The 17,088-nt window shown below is 61.1% G+C and carries 22 protein-coding genes and 1 pseudogene; 13 read left to right on the top strand and 10 right to left on the bottom strand.

What is annotated here, in order from left to right; genetic code table 11:
- Window positions 1-50: 50 nt before the first annotated feature.
- Window positions 51-362, bottom strand: a complete 312-nt coding sequence (locus HX899_RS21120; RefSeq protein WP_011652481.1) for a putative quinol monooxygenase — start codon at window positions 360-362, stop codon at window positions 51-53.
- A gap of 180 nt (window positions 363-542) precedes the next feature.
- Between HX899_RS21120 and HX899_RS21115 the strand changes: the two genes are divergently transcribed.
- From HX899_RS21115 to dusA, 3 genes are all read left to right on the top strand, one after another.
- Complete coding sequence (locus HX899_RS21115; protein WP_138329031.1) at window positions 543-1,010, top strand: DUF3828 domain-containing protein; 468 nt, start codon at window positions 543-545, stop codon at window positions 1,008-1,010.
- A gap of 533 nt (window positions 1,011-1,543) precedes the next feature.
- A complete protein-coding gene (locus HX899_RS21110) occupies window positions 1,544-1,756 on the top strand; it encodes a cold-shock protein (RefSeq protein WP_003540801.1) in 213 nt (70 codons plus the stop codon).
- A 182-nt stretch (window positions 1,757-1,938) separates the two neighbouring features.
- Window positions 1,939-2,940, top strand: a complete 1,002-nt coding sequence (dusA, locus tag HX899_RS21105; RefSeq protein ID WP_181293313.1) for a tRNA dihydrouridine(20/20a) synthase DusA — start codon at window positions 1,939-1,941, stop codon at window positions 2,938-2,940.
- 38 nt (window positions 2,941-2,978) lie between these two features.
- Here the strand turns inward: dusA and HX899_RS21100 are convergent, their stop codons facing one another.
- Window positions 2,979-3,935: a S1C family serine protease gene (locus HX899_RS21100; protein WP_181293312.1), complete on the bottom strand. Its 957-nt coding sequence runs from the start codon at window positions 3,933-3,935 to the stop codon at window positions 2,979-2,981.
- A gap of 597 nt (window positions 3,936-4,532) precedes the next feature.
- On the opposite strand from HX899_RS21100, the gene HX899_RS21095 reads away from it, so the two are divergent.
- From HX899_RS21095 to HX899_RS21085, 3 genes are all read left to right on the top strand, one after another.
- Window positions 4,533-5,369 (top strand): alpha/beta fold hydrolase, encoded by an 837-nt coding sequence (locus HX899_RS21095; protein WP_181293311.1) that lies wholly within the window; start codon window positions 4,533-4,535, stop codon window positions 5,367-5,369.
- A gap of 43 nt (window positions 5,370-5,412) precedes the next feature.
- On the top strand, window positions 5,413-5,694 hold the full coding sequence (locus tag HX899_RS21090) for a hypothetical protein (protein WP_181293310.1): 282 nt from the start codon (window positions 5,413-5,415) through the stop codon (window positions 5,692-5,694).
- Window positions 5,695-5,888: 194 nt separating this feature from the next.
- Window positions 5,889-6,098, top strand: coding sequence for a hypothetical protein (locus HX899_RS21085; protein ID WP_003540810.1), 210 nt, complete (start codon window positions 5,889-5,891; stop codon window positions 6,096-6,098).
- A gap of 23 nt (window positions 6,099-6,121) precedes the next feature.
- Here HX899_RS21085 and HX899_RS21080 read toward each other — a convergent pair.
- From HX899_RS21080 to HX899_RS21070, 3 genes and pseudogenes are all read right to left on the bottom strand, one after another.
- A pseudogene (locus HX899_RS21080) lies at window positions 6,122-6,361 on the bottom strand (hypothetical protein); the annotation flags it as partial.
- Entirely contained in the window at window positions 6,315-6,554 is a 240-nt protein-coding gene (locus HX899_RS35680; RefSeq protein WP_181293308.1) for a terminase small subunit, read from the bottom strand. The gene HX899_RS35680 and the pseudogene HX899_RS21080, both read right to left, overlap by 47 nt.
- Window positions 6,555-6,919: 365 nt before the next feature.
- Window positions 6,920-7,129 carry a hypothetical protein gene (locus HX899_RS21070; protein ID WP_138329026.1) on the bottom strand — a complete coding sequence of 70 codons (210 nt, stop codon included), beginning with the start codon at window positions 7,127-7,129 and terminating at the stop codon, window positions 6,920-6,922.
- 479 nt (window positions 7,130-7,608) lie between these two features.
- Between HX899_RS21070 and HX899_RS21065 the strand changes: the two genes are divergently transcribed.
- From HX899_RS21065 to HX899_RS21055, 3 genes are all read left to right on the top strand, one after another.
- On the top strand, window positions 7,609-8,091 hold the full coding sequence (locus HX899_RS21065; RefSeq protein WP_138329025.1) for a BA14K family protein: 483 nt from the start codon (window positions 7,609-7,611) through the stop codon (window positions 8,089-8,091).
- A 265-nt stretch (window positions 8,092-8,356) separates the two neighbouring features.
- The gene (locus tag HX899_RS21060) at window positions 8,357-8,866 is read left to right on the top strand and encodes a BA14K family protein (protein ID WP_171600330.1); all 510 of its coding nucleotides are present in this window, start codon (window positions 8,357-8,359) and stop codon (window positions 8,864-8,866) included.
- Window positions 8,867-9,020: 154 nt separating this feature from the next.
- Complete coding sequence (locus HX899_RS21055; RefSeq protein WP_181293307.1) at window positions 9,021-9,611, top strand: GNAT family N-acetyltransferase; 591 nt, start codon at window positions 9,021-9,023, stop codon at window positions 9,609-9,611.
- A gap of 128 nt (window positions 9,612-9,739) precedes the next feature.
- On the opposite strand, the gene HX899_RS21050 is transcribed toward HX899_RS21055, so the two are convergent.
- From HX899_RS21050 to HX899_RS21040, 3 genes are all read right to left on the bottom strand, one after another.
- Complete coding sequence (locus HX899_RS21050) at window positions 9,740-10,639, bottom strand: DUF3313 domain-containing protein (protein ID WP_181293306.1); 900 nt, start codon at window positions 10,637-10,639, stop codon at window positions 9,740-9,742.
- Window positions 10,640-10,841: 202 nt separating this feature from the next.
- Window positions 10,842-12,194: a HAMP domain-containing sensor histidine kinase gene (locus tag HX899_RS21045; RefSeq protein ID WP_181293305.1), complete on the bottom strand. Its 1,353-nt coding sequence runs from the start codon at window positions 12,192-12,194 to the stop codon at window positions 10,842-10,844.
- On the bottom strand, window positions 12,194-12,865 hold the full coding sequence (locus HX899_RS21040) for a response regulator transcription factor (protein WP_003560396.1): 672 nt from the start codon (window positions 12,863-12,865) through the stop codon (window positions 12,194-12,196). The genes HX899_RS21045 and HX899_RS21040 overlap by 1 nt, the downstream gene beginning before the upstream one ends.
- A 139-nt stretch (window positions 12,866-13,004) precedes the next feature.
- Here HX899_RS21040 and HX899_RS21035 point away from each other — a divergent pair, with 139 nt between their 5' ends.
- On the top strand, window positions 13,005-13,151 hold the full coding sequence (locus HX899_RS21035) for a hypothetical protein (protein WP_181293304.1): 147 nt from the start codon (window positions 13,005-13,007) through the stop codon (window positions 13,149-13,151).
- Between the two features lie 15 nt (window positions 13,152-13,166).
- Here HX899_RS21035 and HX899_RS21030 read toward each other — a convergent pair whose 3' ends face one another.
- Window positions 13,167-13,709 (bottom strand): NADPH-dependent FMN reductase, encoded by a 543-nt coding sequence (locus HX899_RS21030; RefSeq protein WP_181293303.1) that lies wholly within the window; start codon window positions 13,707-13,709, stop codon window positions 13,167-13,169.
- Window positions 13,710-13,872: 163 nt separating this feature from the next.
- Between HX899_RS21030 and HX899_RS21025 the strand changes: the two genes are divergently transcribed.
- Genes HX899_RS21025 through HX899_RS21015 form a run of 3 tightly spaced genes read left to right on the top strand, consistent with a single transcriptional unit; the run spans window position 13,873 to window position 16,477 of the window.
- Window positions 13,873-14,874: an ATP-binding cassette domain-containing protein gene (locus HX899_RS21025; protein ID WP_181293302.1), complete on the top strand. Its 1,002-nt coding sequence runs from the start codon at window positions 13,873-13,875 to the stop codon at window positions 14,872-14,874.
- The gene (locus tag HX899_RS21020) at window positions 14,871-15,671 is read left to right on the top strand and encodes an ABC-2 family transporter protein (protein ID WP_181293301.1); all 801 of its coding nucleotides are present in this window, start codon (window positions 14,871-14,873) and stop codon (window positions 15,669-15,671) included. Before HX899_RS21025 ends, HX899_RS21020 begins: the two co-directional genes overlap by 4 nt.
- A 2-nt stretch (window positions 15,672-15,673) precedes the next feature.
- Window positions 15,674-16,477 (top strand): ABC-2 family transporter protein, encoded by an 804-nt coding sequence (locus HX899_RS21015; RefSeq protein WP_181293300.1) that lies wholly within the window; start codon window positions 15,674-15,676, stop codon window positions 16,475-16,477.
- Window positions 16,478-16,502: 25 nt separating this feature from the next.
- Here the strand turns inward: HX899_RS21015 and HX899_RS21010 are convergent, their stop codons facing one another.
- Window positions 16,503-17,024 carry a helix-turn-helix domain-containing protein gene (locus HX899_RS21010; protein ID WP_025395039.1) on the bottom strand — a complete coding sequence of 174 codons (522 nt, stop codon included), beginning with the start codon at window positions 17,022-17,024 and terminating at the stop codon, window positions 16,503-16,505.
- Window positions 17,025-17,088: the final 64 nt, after the last annotated feature.

Genomic DNA, 17,088 nt, shown 5'->3' with positions numbered 1-17,088 from the left:
GCAGTCGTGCAAGCCCCACCGATGGGTGGCCGCGCGACATCAGGCACGCATCAGTCAAACCGCTCGTCGATATGCTCCACCTGAGCGGAAATCACATTGTCGATAACGACATGCGACAGCAGCGTCGGGCCGACGGCCCATAACTCGCGCATGTGGTCCGTATCCTCGTGCCGGCGATGCGCTTCCTCGCTGGTGAAGGCCTCTGCCAGCAGGATCTTGTCGGGATGCTCGGGCATCGGCACCAGCTCGATATAGAGACAATCCGGGTCGAGCCGGCTCTGTTCGAGATGGTTCTGCGCCGCGGCCAGATAGGCATGGCGCTTTCCAGGCTTGGTCATGAAGAATCCGACGATGCATTTCATCTCACCCTCCCCAGCTTGATTTGGAAGTCTCGCCCGGGCGCCTGTCACAAACAAGCGTGGGGCGTGGTCATTGGAACGGGGCCGATGACCACGGCAGATCCTGACAACCCGCCCCTAAAATGCCGCTCCACCTCAGCGCCCGATTCCGCTATGAATCACCGCTCATCGAGGAGAGCCCGCATGCGCCTGCCCACATTCATCCTCGCCCTCGCCGTGTCGGCGGTCGCAGCCTTGCCGGCATCGGCGCAGACCTACAAGACGCCGAAGGCGCTGCTCAAGGCGCTCTATAGCTACGACACCGACAACAGCGACGCCGAGGCGCCATCGCCCTATTCGACCTTCTTCTCTGACCACCTGAACAAGATTCTCCAGACCGATCTCGACAACACGCCGGAAGGCGATGTCGGCGCGATCGACTTCGATCCCGTCATCGCAGGCCAGGACGGCGCCGCCAGCGACGTCAGGATCGGCCAACCGATCCTGCTGGATGACAAGGCCGAGGTGGAGGTGGAGTTCGAAAACGGCGAAGAGGTGACGCTCTTCTACACCTTGGTGCGCGAACACGGCGGCTGGAAGGTCGACGACATCGCCAACCAGAAGGGGGATAATCCTTGGAGCTTGAGCGCGTTGCTGGGTGATGCGCAGTAGGCGGGCGGCCCAGCCACCCGCCCCTCGCTCCCTGCGTTTGCCGCTGCAATCGATTTCACTGCATCAATTGCTCCGTTCCTCACCATACCACGAAGACTGATCGGTGTGCCCGCGCCCCGACCGCCCCCGAAATCCGTGTCCGGCTATCGAATCTGCCGCTCATCCCGTTTCGGCACGGAATCCCGACATGGCACAGGCGTGCAAGAATCCGTTAACCCATCGTCAAGTATCTGAATCTTCGGCATTTCCCGGTATCGATGCGGGCATGCCACAATAATCCCGCTTGCTTTTTGCCCGAAATGCTGGCACGAATTGACCTACTCGGGCATTTGCATGCCGGTGACTGGACTGATGTGGTAATCCCTTCCGTTTGGAAGGCGGCGCGGGACTACCCGCCTACGTAGACGTTCTTTCCCCGTACGTGACTTCTCCGACTGACCCTTCGTCCCAATCGATCGGGGCGAAAGCTAAAGCCGTCCGCTTCCTCTCGGGGGCGCGGATACTACACAGACTAAGGGAAAAGGACGATCCCAATGGCCACCAAGGGCACCGTAAAATTCTTCAACCAGGACAAGGGTTTTGGTTTCATCACGCCGGACGGCGGCGCAAAGGACGTTTTCGTCCATATCTCTGCGCTGCAGGCTTCTGGCATCCAGTCGCTGCGCGAAGGCCAGCAGGTTACCTTCGACACCGAGCCGGACCGCATGGGCAAGGGCCCGAAGGCTGTCAACATCTCGGCTTCGTAAGTTAGACATCGCTTCGGCGGCATGAACGGCGCTCCGCAAGGGGCGCCGTTTCTGTTTGTGGTGCGGCTGTCATTTGTCGATCGCATTGGCAAGTGTTATATGCGCGCTTTATGGATGCCCGCCCCATGCGGGGTGACGGCGCCGCGCTGCGGCCCCCGGTAACAAGGAACAATGGAACGTCGATGACGCAGAAGAGGCCGATTTTTGCGGTCGCCCCGATGATCGATTGGACGGATCGGCATTGCCGTTATTTCCACCGGCAGATCAGTCGCGAGGCGCTGCTCTATACCGAGATGGTGGTGGCGGATGCGATCATCCATGGCCCACGCGATCGGCTGCTCGGCCATGACGCTGCCGAGCATCCGCTGGCGCTGCAGCTCGGCGGATCGGACCCGGCAAAGCTTGCCGAGGCGGTGAAGATCGCCGAGCCCTACGGTTATGACGAGATCAACCTCAACGTCGGCTGCCCTTCCGACCGGGTGCAGTCCGGCACCTTCGGCGCCTGCCTGATGTTGACGCCGGAAACGGTGGCCGAATGCATCGCGGCAATGAAGAGGGTTGCGACCGTGCCGGTGACGGTGAAATGCCGGATCGGCGTCGACGAGCAGGAGCCGGAACAGGCGCTGCCGGAGCTGATCACCCGCGTTCTAGATGCCGGCGCCGATGCGATCTGGATCCATGCGCGCAAGGCCTGGCTGAAGGGCCTGAGCCCCAAAGAAAACCGCGAGATCCCGCCGCTCGACTACGAGATCGTCTATCGGATGAAGCAGCGCTGGCCCGATGTCTTCATCGGCATCAACGGCGGTATCCGCACGCTCGACGAAGCCGCCGTCCATCTCGAACATGTCGACGGCGTCATGCTTGGCCGCGCCGCCTATCAGAATGCCGCGATCCTTGCCGACATCGACCAGCGCTTCTTTGGTGCGCCTGCGGCCGAACCGGATTGGGAGGCGCTCTGTAACCGGATGATGGCCTATGCCGAACGCCACATCGCCAGCGGCGGCCGGCTGCAGCACGTGGCCCGCCACATGGTCGGCCTCTTCACCGGCTTGCCCGGCGCAAGGCGCTACCGCCAGATCCTTTCGACCGACGCGGCGAAAAGTGGCGCCGGGCCGGAAGTGTTGGCGGCGGCCTTTGCGGCAGTGGATTTTTCGGGGACGGATCAGGAAGCCGTCAGCGCCTGACGTAAGGTGATGTATTGTCATGGCGCCGAAGCGCGGCGTCATGAGCGCGCCATCGGCAGCAAGATCTTCTTCTCGATCCGACCCGCCACCGAAAACATCAGGATTTCCGTATCCCTGCCGATCCTGCTGCCATCCATCAATCGGACGATGTCGTCGACGCCGCCGACCGGGCTGCCGTCGATGGCGAGGATATAATCGCCCTCCTGCAGCCCTCCCTTTGCCGCCGGCCCCTCCGGCTCGACGCGCCGGATGCGAACGGAGGTCGTCTGCACCGTGCCCGCCGCAAGCGCCACCCGGCGCGGCAGCACGATCGTATCGCCTGCTATGCCGATGAAGGCGCGCCTGACCTGGCCATAGCGAAGAATCTCCGAAACCACGAAGTTGGCCGTATTCGACGCCACTGCAAAGGCGATGCTCTGCGCCCCCTGGATGACGGCGGTGTTGACGCCAATCACCTCCCCGCCCGAAGACACCAGCGGCCCGCCCGAGTTGCCGGGATTGAGCGCCGCATCGGTCTGGATGACATCCTCCATCGGCCGGCCGCTGGCAGCCCGCATCGACCGGCCGAGCGCCGAGACGATACCGGCGGTAACAGTCCATTCGAAGCCGAGTGGGTTTCCGATCGCGATTGCGATATGCCCCCTGCGCAGACGCTGGGAGTCTCCGAGCTTCGCCCAGGCGCCGGTGCTTGTATTGGCGCGAATGAGGGCGATATCGGTATCCACATCCCGGCCGAGCACCCGACCCTCGGTGACGAAGCCATCGGGCGTGGTGATGCGAACGGCCTTGGCGTCGTCGACGACGTGGCTGTTGGTGATGATCAGGCCGTCAGGCGAAATAGCGAAGCCCGAACCATGCCCCTGCCGGCCACCTACCCTCTCGATCCGGCTGACTGCCGGCCCGACCGTATCGACAGCTGCTGCGATCGATTGCGAATAGGCATCGATCAGCGCCCCATCATTCTGAGGCGCTATGTCCTTATCCATGTAACCCATGATTTGATCCTCAGGCGGCAGTAACGGCCGTCCCGCCGCCGGCGAAGCGGTCGCTATTGCGACGGTTCGCCATGGTGCTGTTGTATGAGGATTAGATGGTTGGGCGATGAACCGCGTTCAAGTGAGCGCCGGCAGCGGCATGCACGCGGCGCCAGAACGGGAACACACCTACCCCGGACAGATATATTGAACTACCCGGACGGATATATTGTACGAATATTAAAAAGATGGCTCATTACAGACGTTCGCCTCGCCCATGACGAACCAGCTTGAGGTGGCCGACAGCCGAGATACCGTGGATTTAAAGAATGTTCGCAGCGCGAAGCAGCCAGGCGAGGATCACCCAGCCCCCTCGCGTCATGCGAAATGGGCGGGTGCTACACCCATCTCGCGGAGACGTACAAACTTCTGTCATATCAACAGAATAGAAAGAGGCATTCAATAAGCACATCAACATACCGAGCCGGTTGATCAGGCGCGACCTTCTTGCCCCTAGCCTCCGGCGCAACGGCGCTCGTGGCCTTGCCAATTCTGCCGGCAACGGCGCAAACTTCTGACCGCATTAATCCAACCAACCCCAACCAACGGAGCCAAAAGATGAGCACGGTTACCACCAAGGACGGCGTCGAGATCTTCTACAAGGATTGGGGGTCGAAGAGCGCCCAGCCGATCATGTTCCATCACGGCTGGCCGCTATGCTCCGACGACTGGGACGCCCAGATGCTGTACTTCCTTGAGAAGGGCTACCGGGTCGTTGCTCATGACCGGCGCGGCCATGGCCGCTCGACCCAGGTGGGCGACGGTCACGACATGGATCACTACGCCGCCGATGCCGCAGCCGTCGTCGAGCATCTCGATCTCAGGAACACCGTCCATGTCGGCCATTCCACCGGCGGTGGCGAAGCGACCCATTACGTCGCCCGCCACGGCCAGCCGCAGGGCCGCGTCGCCAAGCTGGTGATCATCGGCGCCGTGCCGCCCCTCATGGTGAAGACGGATGCCAATCCCGGCGGCCTGCCGATCGAAGTCTTCGACGACCTGCGCAAGCAGCTCGCCGCCAACCGCTCGCAATTCTATCGTGACCTGCCGGCCGGCCCGTTCTACAGCTTCAACCGCCCCGGCGCGAAGGTGTCAGAGCCGATCATCAACAATTGGTGGCGTCAGGGCATGATCGGCGGCGCCAAGGCGCATTACGACGGCATCAAGGCCTTTTCGGAAACCGACTTCACAGAAGACCTGAAGATCATCACCGTGCCGACCTTCGTCATGCACGGCGATGACGACCAGATCGTGCCGATCGCCGACTCCGCCCTGCTCTCGTCCAAGCTCCTGCAGAACGCCACGCTGAAGGTCTACGAGAAATTCCCGCATGGCATGTGCACCACCCATGCCGACATTATAAACCCCGACATCCTCGCCTTCATCAAAGGCTGATCCGTGATGTAGCCGGGCGCCGATCAGGCGCCCGGTAGCCGGTATGGTTTGCCGACCCACACCCAGGCCACCGGGCCACGTCGATCGATTGACGGCCAGTGACTCATTTTCCCATGAAACCGTTTTCGCCGATTTGCGTTTAGCGGCCATGAAAAGAGAACGTGAACCCTCATCAAAGGCTTACCGGCAGGATCGTTTCGAAAACACCGAGCGCGCCGCCAAGGAAGCCATCGAGGCGGAGCAGCGGGCCCGCCGGGAAAAAACCAAGCGGCTGAAAGAGCTGCGCCTGTCGCAGCAAGGCGCCAAAGACCCCTCAACCAAGTAGATCTCACCCTCGCACTATCCGGTCACCAGACCGATCGGTCTCATATCCATGCCCTGAAGCCCTCGCCCGCATCTTCCCGTGCGTGCCCAGATTGTTTTTGAATTTCGGACCTTCGCCCATCTTGCAGAGCAAAGATCGCGAAATTATCTTTTTTCACGAAAGCGATTCACGGCATCCAAAAAGGGCAGATTGCGATGTCAGACAAGCTGTTCAGCACGCGTGACGAACCGCTCGCCTCAGAGGACCTCGATGTGTGCAGGCGTGTGCACGAGGCTCTGTGTAGCGGGCTAAAGATCGACAGATCGGGCAAGGAGGCCGACCGTCTGGGCGCCCTCATCATCGAGCTTTACCGCCAGGGTGTGCATGACGAGAACCAGCTTCGATTGCTGGCCGGCGGAAGGTGAGCCTGATAGCTTGAGACGTCGAGCTAGCTGCGAGTCCGACACCGCCTTTCCAGCGCCCGCAACCGGTCCGCCCGCTTGATCTTCGCCACATGCACCACCTCCCCCTTGCCCCTGGCCGAGGTGCCGATCTCCAGCCCCACAACGATTGCCGCCGTCCGCTCATCCCACTCCGAAGGCGCCTTCTGCGCCCTCTTGTCATCGAACACGTCACGGACATCACCAAACGCGATGTCGGCAATGGCGACAAGCACGCACTCGGCGGAAGTCTCCGTCTCGGCAAAGACGTGGCGCTAAGGCTCTCTCAATCTCCGCCCGCACAGCCTCATTCACCATCAAGCGGTTGCCATTGGCACGCGACTTTCCGCTATACCCCGTCCGCACCGCCGCGTGCTTCGCATTCAAATCCTTCAGATATTCCGCCACAAACAGGCGCTGCCTCGGCGTCAGTTCTGCCATTGGTGATCGTGCCCTCGATGAGAGGGCGATGGTAGCGGGAGATGGTGGCAGGGTGAAAAGCGCGCCGCGGGGAAGGCCCTACGAAGCCAGACCTCTGTCCCTGTTGTAAATCTCCCCCGGAGTCGGCTCTCTGGTCACTATCGTGCCGTCGGAAAGCCGGCGACGCATGACATCGCCGTGCCAATGCCATTCTCCGGATACGCCAGCGAAAAACAGCGCACGAAGCGCTTCGACCACGCGGCTCCACACCGATGGCTTGGGACGTCGGAAACTGATCGTTGTCATTTTGTCTTTGCTCCCCTTCAAAATTATTCTCTGCCGATCGCGCACGTCACGTTTCTCTCTTCCCGGAGGGTGCCCGATCATCATGGATTGGAATGATCCAGCCGCGCCAATATGCGCAATGCCTCAATTCGATCCGGCTCCCAGAAGGTCAGCCTGAGTCGGCCTGCATCCGAATCCAGGGAGAACGCCTCGCGGGCCAGCCCGACCTCGGCAAGCCTCATGCGTATGGAGTCGAGATCGGTCATGCCACCCAGCGGCTCCATGATGATGTATTGCGTCGGTTGCGCCATGTGGAAGCCCCTTACCTCAGAGTATTTTCCGGCGCACGAAAACAGAAACAGCAAAACAGCTCAAGGAAAGTCTTAATATCTGGTTACCAAACGAAGTTAATACTTCGTTACACATGAGGTTGACCGCCGTTTTAATATTGAACACCAGAAACCGCTCTATGATTTCAAGAGAGATTGCTGTCGCGCTTTCGACGCACATACCGGCCCCCGAACGAGCCGTCCGACATTGAGCTTCGATAAGAGTAAAGTTCGTCTGCGCCGCGTCGTCGGTGCGATCTTCTCAGACATTCCCGCCCATTGGCGGTGGCGAAGCTGTGCAGCGTTTTAGGACCGGTCGGTTCCTGCCGTCTGGTAGTGGTGCACAGGCCTATTATGTTAGCACCCACGCGCATACACCGCCTCATTCCATCCCAAAATGAAACCTATTCCCTGCCCCTGCGTTATCCCCTCGATACATCCGTTTACCCAAGGTGAGTGAAATGAACAGATTCGCCATCATTGCCCTGTCGATAGCGACGGCCTTCTCCGGAATGCCGGCCTCGGCAGGGCCGGCTTTCGTGCCGAGCCCGGTGCAATCGGCGCAGCCGACGTCTCAAAGCACCGATGCACGCATCATGACCATTGGCTGCAACAACTTCACGAACTGCCCGGGTCAGTTCGGCAATAATCGCAGGTGGTATCGCAACCGCCATAACTATCGCGACCGGAACTATTACCGCGACGACCGCTATGGCTGGGATCGCCGCTACGATCGCCGGTACCGCCGCCACGACAACACCGGCGCCATCATTGGCGGCTTGGCGGCCGGCGCCATCATCGGTGGCATCATCGCTTCGCAGCCGCGCGCACGTGCCTATAGTTCTGGTTCGCATGCGGAGTATTGCTATAGCCGCTACCGGTCATACCGCGCCTATGACAATACCTACCAGCCGAACTACGGCCCACGCCGCCAGTGCCGCTAGCCGGCCCGTCCATAAGAGCAAGCCTCGCATGAAGATGCGAGGCTTTTTGATACCCGAAAACCCGTTACGCGGCTTTACCAGCGACACCGTAGACTGTCACGCCGTCCAGCAAATCGCCTTGCCCCTATCGACCAGCTCTATATGTATGAAAGCATGGTACGTTAGCAGATACGCACATACATAACCCCTCCCTATCCCAAAATGAAACCTATTCCCTTCCCCCGCGTTATCCCCCCGATAAATCCGTTGACCCAAGGTGAGTGAAATGAACAAATTCGGCATCATTGCCCTGTCGATAGCGACGGCCTTCTCGGGAGTGCCTGCCTCGGCAGCCCCGGCCTTCGTGCCAAGCCCGATGCTATCGGCCCAGTCGGCGCCTCAAAATAGCGATGCCCAGATCATGTCCGTCGCCTGCAACCCATACTCCATCGTCTGCTCGCGCGACGGCGATAACCGCAGGTCCTACCGCAACCGCGATCGCGACAACGACCGTGACCGCGACCGCCGAAGCTACCGCGAGCGCCGCTACGACCGTGACGACCGCTATGGCGGGGATCGCCGGTATCGCCGATATGACAACCGATATGACAATAACGGTGCCATAATCGGCGGCCTGGCAGCCGGTGCCCTCCTCGGCGGCATCATCGCTTCGCAGCCGCGCGCACGTGCCTATGGTTCTTCGCATGCGGAATACTGCTATAGCCGCTACCGGTCATACCGCGCCTATGACAATACCTACCAGCCAAACTACGGGCCGCGCCGCCAGTGCCGCTAATCCGGTCCATCCATCAGAGCAAGCCTCGCATGAAGATGCGGGGCTTTTTTGATGGCCGAAAGCCCGTTGCTTCCAATCGCCGGTCGGCCGTGCTTGTCTGCGCGGCCAAGATTGGTCGACCCGCTTAGTTGGGCGACGTGAACCTAGGGGCGAAATGACATCGGTAGAAACAGCAAAGCCCGTCGGCCCCGTCATCCTGCTGCCGCCGGATCTGGAAAACCTGTCGGGCTTCGAGGCGGCACTCGCCGCCGGCTGGTCTCCCGATCCGCGCCGCGCGGGCGATGAAGCCTATGTTTACGGTGAGTTTCAGCGGCTGCGCCAGGACAGATCAAGGTTTCTCGGCAATCTCATTCCTGATGGCAGGCGATGCACCGGTTCCGGATCGCCGCCTCTCACCACCCGTCTGTTCTGGATCTGGGATGGCGAATTCTGCGGCAGCATCAGCCTGCGCTTTCAAGCCGGCACCGAAGAGCTGCCGCCGGAAGTCTCGGGCCATGTGGGATATTCCGTCGTGCCGTGGAAACAGGGCAATGGCCACGCGACTACTGCCCTCAGCCTCCTGATGGCCGTGGCATCGAAGGAAGGCCTCGACCGCCTCGTCATCCTCTGCAACGAGGACAACGACGCCTCGCGGCGCGTGATCGAGCGCAACGGCGGCGAATTGTTCATGCACGGCCCGCATCCCTCCGACAGGCCCGATCAGATCAAACTGTATTTCTGGCTGAAGCCGGGAACCGCCGGCTGACGTGAATCGCGACGGATTTCCAGACGGACGGAGCACAAGCCTTGCCCGCCTTTGCTCCGTCCGTCCCGTCAGCCTGGGGCTGGCTGAGTGCTGGTCGCGGATCGGCTACCGCCGCCGCGCATCGTCTCTCAATAGATCGCAGCCGGTTTCGGCTTCTTCTCGGTCCATTGCGGCGGCGCGCCGTATTTGGCAGCCACAGCCCCCATCAGTCCGGGCGGCCGGCCGAAGGCGTCGCAGGCGGCGTATTTCGGTTTTCCGCCGAGCCAGGATTTCATCCGTTGCCCCGAGGGCAGCGAGATATCCAATCCCTTCGGCTCCCTGCCTTTGATCAGCATGCGGGAAAACTCGCTGCTGAATTTCGAAGCCAGGCTATAGGCGTCGCCGACTTCGGAAACACGGGGGTTGTTCTGCAGCGAGTTTGCCCCGCGCGACCAGACGATTGCCGCCCGCTGCACGCCACCGCTGTCGACGGCCTCCGCCTCGACCGCCAGTCCGCCAAGGCCGGCCGGCAGCCGGGGCACGCTGACGGGCAGTACGAAACCGGTGCCGACAGTCACGACGGTCGAAACACCCGCCATCGCCTTGTTGGTCGGCACAATGTCGGTGACGACCGAGCGGATTGTCAGGTCCGCCGGCTGGCCGGCAGAGACCAGTTGGTATTTGTCGCTGAGCGAAATGCAGAGCGCCCGGTCCAGGGCGTTCGCCACCATCACGCGGTCGGCGTTCGATTTGACGCGGGTCGCGGCGCTGAAAGCGAAGGTCGTCGGCACGATGGTGACCGTCTTTGCCGGGCTAAGGCGCGTCCCATCGACATAGACGCGTGATTTCGACAGCTTGCCCTTCGGCGCGCCGAGATTACCATAGGAAGAAAGCGTGCCGGCCTCCTTCAGCGGCACCGAGCTGCAGCCGGCCGCGGCCATGGCGAGCGCCAGCGGCAGAGCGAGGGCCAAGCCTCTCGACGCCAGTGGGAGGCAAAATGGGAATGGATTGCTGCGCACGCTGTCTGGCCTCCGTCGCCGATAGCGCATAACCCCGAAAATCGAAATCGATTTTCGGAAAGGATTATGCGCAGGTTTAAAGCGCTAGAGCGTCCTTGGCGCATCTTGTCGGACGCGCGGCGCTCTAGTGTCGGGCGAAAGTGGCGGTCGACAATTGCCGCAACATTACAGATCGCTCCCCTGAGCCTTTCCTGGTCAGAACCAGGGCGTATGCTGCTCAAGCAAACCTGACCTATGCGAGTTCGACCACCACCCGCGTCCCGACAGCGCTGCTCTCGATGCTGACCTCGCCGCCGTGATTTGCGGCGACCTGTTTGACGAGGCTGAGGCCGAGGCCGGCGCCCCTGCTCTTCGGGGTGACGCGATAAAACGGCTCGAACACCAACTCCCGATGTTCGGCCGGAATGCCCGGCCCTTCGTCGGCGACCGTGATCCGACCGCCGCCGGAGGGTGAGCCCGACACAGAAACCGTGATCATGCCGCTGTTGCCGCCATGGTCGATGGCATTGCGCACAAGGTTGCTCACCGCCCTCGGTAGCGCCGACGGGCTGCCCTTGCGTTTCAGGCTCATGACCTCGCTCTGAAACGAAATCTGATAGCCGGCGGCAATCGCCAGCGGCGCCTGATCGGCAACCGTCATTCGGGCGATCTCGACGAGATCAACCATTTCGTCGAGATCGGCCGCCTGATCGTTGCGCTCGAAATCGAGCAGTTGCTCGGCCGCTTGCGCGAGTCGCGCCACGTCATCGAGCAGCCGCTGCCGCTCGCGCCCGTCGGGCATGCCGTCGATCCGCGTCTGCATGATAGCGATCGGGGTCCGAAGCTCATGCGCCGCGTCGAGCAGGAAGCGCTGGCGTTTCTTAAACTCGTTCTCAAGCCGCTCAAGCGTTCCGTTAAAAGCAATCACCAATGGTGCGATTTCCGTGGGAATACCATCCACCGGCAATCGGGCTCCTTGCCGGCGGGATTCGATTTCCGATGCCTTGCTCGCTATATCCTTCACGCCGGCCAGAGCGCGCGCTACGACGCGGGGGATCGTTAGAAAAACCCCGGGCAAAGCGATGGCCAAAAGTGGTGTGTAAATGAGGTAGGTTTTGCCGAGTATTGCCAGGAATGCGGAGCTTCTGCTGGCGTTTCCGCCGTACATCACTCTGTACTCGCCTTCTGCAGTATCGACACGGTCGATGGAGGCGACCTCGGTCGTACCAGACGCCCCTCGTATGTCGGCGTCTTTGATGAGGTAGACGTACCGGGCTAGGTCCGCATAGGGCGCCGGTATTACGCCGTAGGAGGCCGTTTCTCCACTGGGTGTTGCGACGAAAAACCAGAGCCTGTTGTTCTCAGCCTTGAACGACCTGAGACGCGGGCTATCAGCTATGGCGATCCTGCCCTGCGAGTCACGCGTAAGAGCTTCCTCAAGGGCTGCAGTCAGCTGAACCTGCATTCCTTCATTGGGCGAGAGGATGCTGGTGGCGTAGATGCAAAGCCCGATGATGACAGTCGCAACAACAGCCACGAAAAGGATACTGAGCTGCCAGCTGAGCGTCCACCAGAGTGAAAGGTTCGACTTGGTCGCCTCGCGCATCATTCTTCCTTCATGAGATAGCCGACGCCGCGGATATTGTGGATCGCGACGCCAGCGCCGGCATCGATCAGCCGCTTGCGCAACCGTGAAATATGCGCGTCGAGCGCATTCGACTGGATTTCCTCCTCGTAGTTATAAACCGCCGCCTCCAGCGTCGAGCGCAGCACCGTCTTCTCTTTGCGCCTTGCAAGTGCCGCAAGCACCAGAAGTTCGCGCCGGGGCAGATCGAGCGGCACCGCATCGACGGTGACGCTCAGATGCAGCGGGTCGATCACCATCCGCCCGGCCGTGATCTTGAGTTCGGCCAGTTCAGGCGATCGCCGCAGCACGGCCCTCAGCCGCGCCATCAGTTCCTCGACCAGAAACGGCTTGCCGAGATAGTCGTCAGCGCCGAGATCGAGCCCTTCCACCCGCTGCCTCGGTTCGTTCAGCGCCGTCAGCACGATGATCGGCGTATCCTTGCCCGTCCGCCGGAGCTCCGGAATGAAGCTCAGCCCCTCTCCGTCGGGCAGGCGCCGGTCAAGCAGGATCGCATCGTAGAGGTTCTGCCGCGTCAACTCGACGGCGTCTGCCAGATGCATCGTGTGATCGGTGACGATCCCATGTTTGCCGAGTGCGGCCGACAGCGCCTCGGCCAGCTCCCTCTCATCCTCTATCAGCAGTATCCGCATCGCCCGTCCATTGTCTCGCTCGCCCCTCTGTCCGCCACAAGGGTTGCGGCAGCATTGCGGAGCTTGCAAGGCAGCCGGTCATGTTGCCGCAATTGTTGAGGTCCAGCACAAAGGATATCCGCAGCAGCTGGAGATCAAGATGATCCGACATATCCTTCGTCGCCTGACGAGACACTTCCTCTCCGCCTTCATCCTGGCCGCGCTGCTCGCAGCCCCGCTCGTCATTCTGCACACGCTTCACGAAAAGACGGCATTCGAGAACGGCCTGCTGATGGACATCCGATGATGCAGCGAGCGAACCTCAGGCGGTCTTACTGTCTGCCATGCAATAGGCCGAGAATACCTGAAGATAGGCCTGCACCCTGGAACGGTTCTCCGCTGCCTCGACGGCCTTGAACACCTCGCCCGGCTCCAGTTTCATCAGAGGAAGCCTGAGGAAAATATCGCCCGCGAACCGGTCGGTAATGGTCGCAAGAACAGTGCGAAGACCCGCCAGCATGTCGTCGCCTCGATGGGATGCGTGCAGCAGGGCGATCGGCTTATGGACGATATCATCTCCCGATACGAGCCAGTCGATCGCATTCTTGAGGCCGCCCGGGATGGATCGGACATATTCCGGGCTGGCAATGATCACCCCATCGCTCTGAGCGATCACATCGATGAAATTCCGCACCACCTCCGGCAGATGCTCTCCCTCGAGATCGGGCGAGAATACCGGCAACCGCCCCACGCCGTCGAAGATCGAAATCTCGATCTCACTTGGCGCAACGGCGCGAACAGCCTGCAGCATGGCCGTGTTGGTGGAATTGCGCCGGGCACTTCCGGATATTGCGAGAATCTTCATGACCCTAACAGGAAATGATTGATCATGGCTGTCAACGCTAAAGGCTACGCTAGGCGCGATTGAGTAACGCCCCCAAAAGCGACTTTTGCTTGAATTGGTCGAGCCTCGCGTTAGCCTGGATGCTGCTGCCGAATCGGCTGGATTACCCCTTGAGGAAATACACATGTCGGCTTTGATCGAGGCGCGGGGCGTCAGCAAACGCTTCCGGCAGCACAAGAGATTTCCGGGCCTGCTGGGCGCTTTGAAGACTCTGGTTACAAACGAATATACGGAAGTTCTGGCGGTTTCCGACGTCAGTTTCGACATCACGGCGGGCGAAGCCGTTGGCTATCTCGGTCCGAATGGCGCCGGCAAATCGACGATGATCAAGATGATGACCGGCATCCTGGTGCCGAGCGACGGCACGCTCTCGGTACTCGGCCGGACACCGCATCTGCGGCGAATGGACAATGCCCGCGAGATCGGCGTCGTTTTCGGCCAGCGCAGCCAGCTGTGGTGGGACCTGCCGCTGGTCGACAGTTTTACCCTGCATCAGCGCATCTACGACATCCCCGTCGCCCGTTATGCGGATAATCTCCGGCGCTTCAGCGAATTGCTCGACTTGACGCCCTTTCTCGACCGCGCAGTGCGCCAGCTCAGTCTCGGCCAGCGCATGCGCGCCGAGATCGTCATGTCACTGCTGCACGACCCCAAGATCCTCTTTCTAGACGAACCGACCATAGGTCTTGATGTGGTCGCCAAGGATGCCGTGCGGCGTTTTCTCGCCGAGATCAACCGTGAGCGCGGCGTCACCATCATCCTCACCACCCATGACCTGCAGGACATCGAAACCATCTGCCCACGGCTGATTATGGTCGATCATAGCAGGCTCATCTTCGACGGTGAGTTGAAGAGCCTGCGCGCGGCATTGGGCTCGGCCCGGCGGCTGACACTCGAATTTGCCAGCGACCCTGGACCGCTGCCATTGCGCACCGCGGTCCTCGTCAGCGACGAGGGTTTGCGCAAGAATTATCTCATCGAGCGTGAAGACATCTCGCTGGTCGCGATCCTGTCGGAGGTCGGCAACGGGCGCGATCTCAAGGATGTGGCGCTGCAGGAACCTGACATCGAAGAGGTCATCCGCACCTTCTACCAGGGCCGCAATGCCAAGGCCCGGGCATCATGAGCGCCTATTTCGCCTTCGCGCGCAGTTCCTTCCACTCGCAACTCGCCTACCGCAACGAAGTATGGGCCAATATCTTCGGCAAACTCGTGCAGGTCTTCGCGCGTGTCGCCATCTGGCAGGCGGCCTATGCCGGCGTCAGCGCAATCGTGGTCGACGGCGTTTCCCTGCAGCAGATGGTGACCTATGCCCTGCTCGGCGGCGCGGTGATGGGCGCAACCCGCCCTGAAAGGATCATCGGCGAGATCGGCCGGTCGCTGAAGACAGGTGATATCGCGGTCTGGCTGCTCAAGCCCTTGTCCTATCCGCTCTATCTTTTCGCCAACGAATGCGGCAGTTTCGGCTATCGCCTGATGACCCAGGTCATTCCGACCGTCGTCTTCACCGCGTTGTTTTACGGCATGCTGCCGCCGGCAAGCCTATTCGATGGCCTGATGTTCATCGCCTTCTGGGCGCTGTCCTTTACGCTGCTGTTCCTGATGTCGGCGCTCTTCGGCCTCATCGCCTTCTGGCTGATGACGAGCTTCTCGCTGGACTGGATCCTGGGCGCCCTGCTTCAACTATTCTCGGGCCTGCTGATACCGTTCTGGTTCTTCCCCGAACCGCTGGCCACGATTGCCCGCCACCTGCCCTTCGCCTGGGTGGTCTACTATCCCAATGCTGTCTATCTCGGCAGGCTTTCCACGGCCGATGTCTGGCTCCATCTCGGCCTCGGTCTCGGCTGGGCCGCGTTGTTCCTTGCCGGCGTCCTCTGGCTGTGGCGCCGGGCCTCCGGCCGCATCACCGTGCAGGGAGGTTGATCGTGCTCATTCATCACCTGCGCGTCCTTCCGCTGCTGGTCCGGATGCATGTCCGCTCCCAGATGGAATATCGCGGTGCCTTCTGTCTCGACCGTCTTGCGCAGATCCTTTCCTACGGCAGCGTGTTTGCCACCATCGGCATCCTGCTCGCCCGCTTCGATACGCTCGGCGGCTGGACCTGGCCGGAGCTGGCGCTGCTGTTCAGCTTCCAGCTGCTGGCTTATTCGCTCGGCGCCGCGATGAGCTTCGTGCAATTGCGCGACCTCGAAGAACTGGTGCGGCTCGGCACTTTCGACACGCTGTTGGTCAAGCCTTTCAGCCCCTGGGCCTATCTGGTCTTTTCCGGCCTCAATATCGACTATACCGGCCACGTCATCCTCGCGGTGGCGCTGATGGGCTGGGCCGTTCTGTCCGTCGACTTCGCCTGGTCGGTCTGGTCGGTCTCGTTCCTTGTTGCCGCGCTCATCAGCGCGACGCTGCTGACCGCTGCCCTCATCACCATGATCGGCGCTACGGCGCTGATCTGGGTGCGCTCCAACCACCTGTTCTCGATCTTCTTCGGCTTTTGGGAATTGACGCGCTACCCGCTCAATATTTTTCCCGGCGGCATCCAGACCATCCTCATCACCGCGGTCCCGCTGGCCCTCACCAGCTCGGTCCCCGTCGGCGCCCTGCTCGGCAAGCCGATCCCGATCCTCGGGGACTGGGCCGGGCTGGTGTCTCTTGTGGCCGGTCCAATCTGGGTGTTGATAGCAATCGTTCACTGGCGCTACGCCACCGGCAAATACCAGGGTGCCGGTGGCTGATCGGGCCGACTACTTTCCTGTATATTCAGGATGCCTGCGACAACGATCGCGCGCGAACCTCTAGGAACGCCGCCGTCAGCTTCGCCAGTACGGGCGAGGTGCATGTACCGTTGGCGCCGCCGATCGGGTCGACGATGTGGATCTGCCGGAGATCCTCCATGAATTCGTCCCACAGCGGCGGCCCGCCTTCTTCGAGAAGCTGCGCACGGATGCTCAGCTCCTCGCTCACAGGCAGATGCCGTCGTCCCCAGGCGCCGATCATGGCAAAGACCGGCACGAGCTGGATCGCTGGCTCCGCCAGGCTGTAGATCGCTTTCTGGCTGTGGCTCGGGTCGTCCCGCTTGCTGATGAATCCGAGCGAGAGCAGACGTTTCAGCCTGGCAGCCAGAATGTTGGAGGCAATTCCCTCCTCCGAATGGGTCAGAAGATCGCGGAAATGGCGGCGGTTGCCGAACATGATGTCCCTGATGATGATGAGGCTCCACCGATCGCCCAGCACTTCCATCGTCAGGTTGATCGGGCAGCCCGACCGCAGTTCAATATCCACGAATTCTCTCCTTAAAACTGGTTGCAATATAGGATCACTTATGCGACAACGCAACTAGTTTCGA

Source organism: Rhizobium sp. WYCCWR 11146, assembly GCF_013591995.1.
Lineage (GTDB): Bacteria > Pseudomonadota > Alphaproteobacteria > Rhizobiales > Rhizobiaceae > Rhizobium > Rhizobium indicum.
This window is presented reverse-complemented; position numbering and strand designations above follow the sequence as displayed.

Excerpts from the sequence above, each read along its gene's own strand:
- HX899_RS21120 (WP_011652481.1), bottom strand. The coding sequence starts at position 362 with ATGAAATGCATCGTCGGATTCTTCATGACCAAGCCTGGAAAGCGCCAT.
- HX899_RS21115 (WP_138329031.1), top strand. The coding sequence starts at position 543 with ATGCGCCTGCCCACATTCATCCTCGCCCTCGCCGTGTCGGCGGTCGCA.
- HX899_RS21110 (WP_003540801.1), top strand. The coding sequence starts at position 1,544 with ATGGCCACCAAGGGCACCGTAAAATTCTTCAACCAGGACAAGGGTTTT.
- dusA (WP_181293313.1), top strand. The coding sequence starts at position 1,939 with ATGACGCAGAAGAGGCCGATTTTTGCGGTCGCCCCGATGATCGATTGG.
- HX899_RS21100 (WP_181293312.1), bottom strand. The coding sequence starts at position 3,935 with ATGGGTTACATGGATAAGGACATAGCGCCTCAGAATGATGGGGCGCTG.
- HX899_RS21095 (WP_181293311.1), top strand. The coding sequence starts at position 4,533 with ATGAGCACGGTTACCACCAAGGACGGCGTCGAGATCTTCTACAAGGAT.
- HX899_RS21090 (WP_181293310.1), top strand. The coding sequence starts at position 5,413 with ATGGTTTGCCGACCCACACCCAGGCCACCGGGCCACGTCGATCGATTG.
- HX899_RS21085 (WP_003540810.1), top strand. The coding sequence starts at position 5,889 with ATGTCAGACAAGCTGTTCAGCACGCGTGACGAACCGCTCGCCTCAGAG.
- HX899_RS35680 (WP_181293308.1), bottom strand. The coding sequence starts at position 6,554 with ATGGCAGAACTGACGCCGAGGCAGCGCCTGTTTGTGGCGGAATATCTG.
- HX899_RS21070 (WP_138329026.1), bottom strand. The coding sequence starts at position 7,129 with ATGGCGCAACCGACGCAATACATCATCATGGAGCCGCTGGGTGGCATG.
- HX899_RS21065 (WP_138329025.1), top strand. The coding sequence starts at position 7,609 with ATGAACAGATTCGCCATCATTGCCCTGTCGATAGCGACGGCCTTCTCC.
- HX899_RS21060 (WP_171600330.1), top strand. The coding sequence starts at position 8,357 with ATGAACAAATTCGGCATCATTGCCCTGTCGATAGCGACGGCCTTCTCG.
- HX899_RS21055 (WP_181293307.1), top strand. The coding sequence starts at position 9,021 with ATGACATCGGTAGAAACAGCAAAGCCCGTCGGCCCCGTCATCCTGCTG.
- HX899_RS21050 (WP_181293306.1), bottom strand. The coding sequence starts at position 10,639 with ATGCGCTATCGGCGACGGAGGCCAGACAGCGTGCGCAGCAATCCATTC.
- HX899_RS21045 (WP_181293305.1), bottom strand. The coding sequence starts at position 12,194 with ATGCGCGAGGCGACCAAGTCGAACCTTTCACTCTGGTGGACGCTCAGC.
- HX899_RS21040 (WP_003560396.1), bottom strand. The coding sequence starts at position 12,865 with ATGCGGATACTGCTGATAGAGGATGAGAGGGAGCTGGCCGAGGCGCTG.
- HX899_RS21035 (WP_181293304.1), top strand. The coding sequence starts at position 13,005 with ATGATCCGACATATCCTTCGTCGCCTGACGAGACACTTCCTCTCCGCC.
- HX899_RS21030 (WP_181293303.1), bottom strand. The coding sequence starts at position 13,709 with ATGAAGATTCTCGCAATATCCGGAAGTGCCCGGCGCAATTCCACCAAC.
- HX899_RS21025 (WP_181293302.1), top strand. The coding sequence starts at position 13,873 with ATGTCGGCTTTGATCGAGGCGCGGGGCGTCAGCAAACGCTTCCGGCAG.
- HX899_RS21020 (WP_181293301.1), top strand. The coding sequence starts at position 14,871 with ATGAGCGCCTATTTCGCCTTCGCGCGCAGTTCCTTCCACTCGCAACTC.